This is a genomic window from Kitasatospora sp. NPDC047058, from assembly GCF_040643935.1.
GTDB lineage: Bacteria > Actinomycetota > Actinomycetes > Streptomycetales > Streptomycetaceae > Kitasatospora.
In genome coordinates, this window is sequence record NZ_JBEYVJ010000537.1 from 1 (window position 1) to 4,002 (window position 4,002).

Consider the following 4,002-nt stretch of genomic DNA (forward strand, 5'->3'; position numbering starts at 1 on the left):
CCGCGGAGACCACCACCGTGTGCGACACCCCGGGGGTGTTGTCCACGAAATTGGTGATCAGCCAGTTCAGGTTCTGTGCGGCCTGGCTCATCTGACTCAACTCAACGCTCCTGGTGGTTCGAGCCGCCGAAGAGATCGGTGCTGCGGTTCTGCTGTCCGTTGCCGGACTGGTCTACCTGATCGGGGTCGATCCGGAAACTCCCGGTGTTGCCGGCGCTACGGCCCTGCTCCACACCGCGGCGCAGGTTGGTGAGGCGGCCACGGACCTCCTCGGGGCTGCGGGAGACCTGCGGCCCGTCCTGCGGGGTGGGCTTGGCGTTGCCGGCGACCAGGTTCTGCTTGGGCACCCGGCGGGGCAGGCCCGAGGCGGTGGTACCGCCGGAAGCGGGCTCGCGGAGCTGCTCGGCACGCTGCCAGGCGCCGTCGTTCGGCGACTGCCAGGTACCTGCGGAGCCGGTCGGTCCGGTGGGACCGTACCCGCCCAGGGCGGACACCTCGTGTCCGCGGGATTCGGTCGGCGCCGAGGTGTCCTTGGCGCCGGTGAACCAGTTCGGGGTCTCGCCGTTGTTCGGGCCGCTCAGGACCGGGGCGGAACCGGGGCCGCCGCCGGCGAGCTGCTGGCCGGGGCGGCGCTGGGGCAGCCCGGACGGCAGGGTGGCGGACGGCTCGGCCGCGGGCAGGGCCGGCGGCTCCGGGCTGTACGGGTGGCCGGCCGGGGCCTCGGGGGCCTGGCCGCCGTACTGCTCCCCGGCGTAGCCGTCGTTGTAGCCCTGGTAGTCCTGGTACTGGCCGTACTGGTCGTCCTGGCCCTGGGCCTGGCCGTACTGGTCGTCGGCGTAGCCCTGCTCGGCCTGGCGGCCGTAGGCGTCCTGGCCGTACTCGTTCTGCGCGTAGCCGTTCTGGTCGTAGCCGTACTGGTCGTCGGCGTAACCGGTCTGGTCGTAGCCCTGGCGCCCGTACGGGTCGTCCTGGCCGTAGGCCTCGTCGTTGCGCCGGCCGTACGCCGGGTACTCCTCCTCGACCTCGGCGTCGAGCACCGGCGGCATCTGCGCGGTCTCCGGGCCGGACTCCAGGGCGGCGCGGCGGACCTGGTCGAGCCGCTGCGAGCGCTGGACGGAGTCCAGGGCCGGGCTGAAGCCGGTGGAGCCGGCGCCCTTGCCGGTGAGGTGGTCGTCGAAGCCCAGCTCGGCGGCGCTGCGCGGCTGCTCCATCGCGGCCCACTCGGCGCTCGGCTCCTGGTCGGCGAAGATCCGGGAGACGGTGAACTCCTCCTCCGGCTCCGGCGCCGCGCCCATCTGGGTCAGGAACGGCGGCAGCATGACCAGCGAGGTGGTGCCCGCGGACTCGCCCGAGGGGCGGAGCTGGACGCGGACGTCGTGCCGCTGGGACAGCCGGCCGACCACGAAGAGGCCCATGCGGCGGGAGATGGTGGCGTCGACCGTGGGCGGCTCGGCGAGCTTCTCGTTGATCTCGGCGAAGTCCTCGGCGGTGAGGCCGATGCCCTTGTCGTGGATCTCGACCAGCACGCGGCCGTCCGGCAGGCGGGTCGCGTTGACCAGCACCCGGGTCTGCGGGCTGGAGAACGAGGTGGCGTTCTCCAGCAGCTCGGCGAGCAGGTGGACGAGGTCGGTCACGGCGGCGCCGACGACCTCGGCCTCCGGGATGCCGGCGAGCTCGACGCGCTCGTACTGCTCCACCTCGGACGCGGCGGCGCGGAGCACGTCGACCAGCGGGACCGGGGTGTTCCAGCGGCGGCCGGCCTCCTCGCCCGCGAGGACGAGCAGGTTCTCACCGTTGCGGCGCATACGGGTGGCCAGGTGGTCCAGCTTGAAGAGGTTCTCCAGCTGGTCCGGGTCGGCCTCGTTGTTCTCCAGGTCGGTGATCAGCGCCAGCTGGCGCTGGATCAGGCCCTGGCTGCGACGCGACAGGTTGGTGAAGATCGCGTTGACGTTCCCTCGCAGCAGCGCCTGCTCGGCGGCGAGCTCGACGGCCTGCCGGTGGACCTGGTCGAAGGCCCGGGCGACCTCGCCGATCTCGTCCTTGCCGTGCAGCGGGATCGGGGTGACGGAGGTGTCGACCCGTTCGGGGTCGGTCTTGGAGAGCTTCTCGACCAGGTCCGGCAGACGGCGGTCGGCGATCTCCAGGGCGGCGTTGCGCAGGGTGCGCATGCCGAGAATCATCGAGCGGGCCACGTAGCCGGTCAGGACGGCGGCGAGGACCAGCGCGGCGAGCACGATCGCCGCGTTCAGGATGGCGTCGTACAGCGCGTGCTCGCGCTCGTCGGCGGCGTCGCTGAGGACCTCGTCCAGCAGCGCGACCTCGGTGGCGCGGAGGGTCGAGAGGTGGGTGTTGGCCGCCTGCTCCCAGTTCTCCTTGGTCAGACCGGCGTTCTTCGCCTCCGCGTAGGCGGCGTCGGCGGCGGCCTTGCCCTTGGACTGGCCCTCCGCGGCGGCCTGGCTGTAGGCCGCGCCGAGGTTCATCAGGCCCTGCATGGTGGGCACGCTGCCGTTCGGCATGCGGTAGGCGGAGTGCTCGTCGGCCGCGGACTGGGCGACCTGGGCGTCCGAGTACTTCCGGGCGTCCTCGGGGGCGCTACCGGTGTTGAACTCGGAGAGCGAGACCTGCTCCAGCCGCTGCGAGACCAGCAGGGCCTGGATCAGGTCGACGTTCTCGTACCGGGTGGTGGACTGCGCCGAGATGCCGACCAGCAGGTGGAGCATGAGCGCGCGCTGGGTCGAGGCCGAGGCCTTGGCCAGCGACATCGCGTAGATCGCGCGGCCCTTGCTGGTGATGTTGCTGCTGCCGAGGCCGACCGAGTTGTCGTAGGCGAGCAGCGGCGCGAGCATCACCGAGTAGGCGGACTGGGTCGCGGTGGCGAACAGGTTCTTGCCGTACGCGGCCTCACGGAGGTGCGGCAGGAAGGCGACCAGCTGCTGGAACGACTCGTGGCGGCGCGGCAGCTCGCCGGACTTGTCGGCGGCGTCGTAGGCCGCGTTGTAGGCCTTGAGCGCGGTGTCCGTCTTGCCGCGCCACTTGGGCACGTCGCCGTTCGGGTCCTGGCCGATCAGCAGCGGGGTGAGCGTGTTGTCGCGCTCGTTCTCCAGCGCGTCGGCGAGCTCGGTGGCCGCCTTGGCCAGGCGCGCGGTCTTCTCGGCGCGCGAGGCCTTCACGTAGCCGTCGACCGACGTGTTGACGCGGAGACCGCCGAAGACCAGGCCGATGATCACGGGGATCAGCAGAATGGCTATGAGGCGGGCGGGCACACGCCAGTTCCGGGGCCGGAGGAAGTCGTACCGGCCGCCGCCCTTGTCGGCGTTCCCGTCGTCCGCGGAGCCACCGCTGCGACGCTCCGTTGACGGGGCGGCCGGTGACTTCGGGGCCGGGGCCGACGGGCGTTCCTCGGTGGGGGTGAACGCGGAGAATCCGGCCTGGTCCGTTGCGTTACCGTTCGGCTCGCTCTGGCGGGGCTCGGAGCGCCGCTGCGGGGCGACTTGCTGCTTACGCCTCACTCGACAACAACCTCTCGGCCGATTGGCGGCCATGGATCAATCCAGCGCTACCCCTGGCGGCGGTCCGCTGCTGGGTGGGACTGCCGTACAGGATTCAGGGGTAGCTGGAATTTCAGCACGTGCAGGGATGGGGGACAAACAGCGGATGACGGCGCGCTGCTGCGGCGCAATTCGGACATTCATCGACATCTCGCCGCAAAACCGTGGTCTTCTGGCGCTGAGCGATGCGGTTTCGCCACACAGGGTCACTGTTGATCACAAAATGCCTACCGAACTGTTATCCACCGCTTATGCGAGGGTCTTGCGCGGGATGCCGCGACGTCACCCGCCCCGCATGCGGAGGCGCCCCGGTACCCGTCGGGGAGGCGGGTACCGGGGCTCTCGTTCGGTGCCGTCCTAGCGCAGGCGGGCGAGGAGGGCGTGCTCGACGAGGGTGATGAGGGCGCTCTTGGCGCTGTCCCGGCGTCGGGCGTCGAGCGTCACGACGGGGGTG

At 71.1% G+C, this 4,002-nt stretch carries 1 protein-coding gene and 2 pseudogenes; all 3 read right to left on the reverse strand.

From position 1 onward, the window contains the following. Positions 1 to 91 (reverse strand): annotated as a pseudogene (locus tag ABZ885_RS36955) (roadblock/LC7 domain-containing protein); the annotation flags it as partial. A 10-nt stretch (positions 92 to 101) separates the two neighbouring features. Continuing rightward, positions 102 to 3,509 (reverse strand): nitrate- and nitrite sensing domain-containing protein, encoded by a 3,408-nt coding sequence (locus tag ABZ885_RS36960; protein ID WP_360198928.1) that lies wholly within the window; start codon positions 3,507 to 3,509, stop codon positions 102 to 104. A gap of 396 nt (positions 3,510 to 3,905) precedes the next feature. Beyond that, positions 3,906 to 4,002 (reverse strand): annotated as a pseudogene (locus tag ABZ885_RS36965) (ATP-binding protein); the annotation flags it as partial.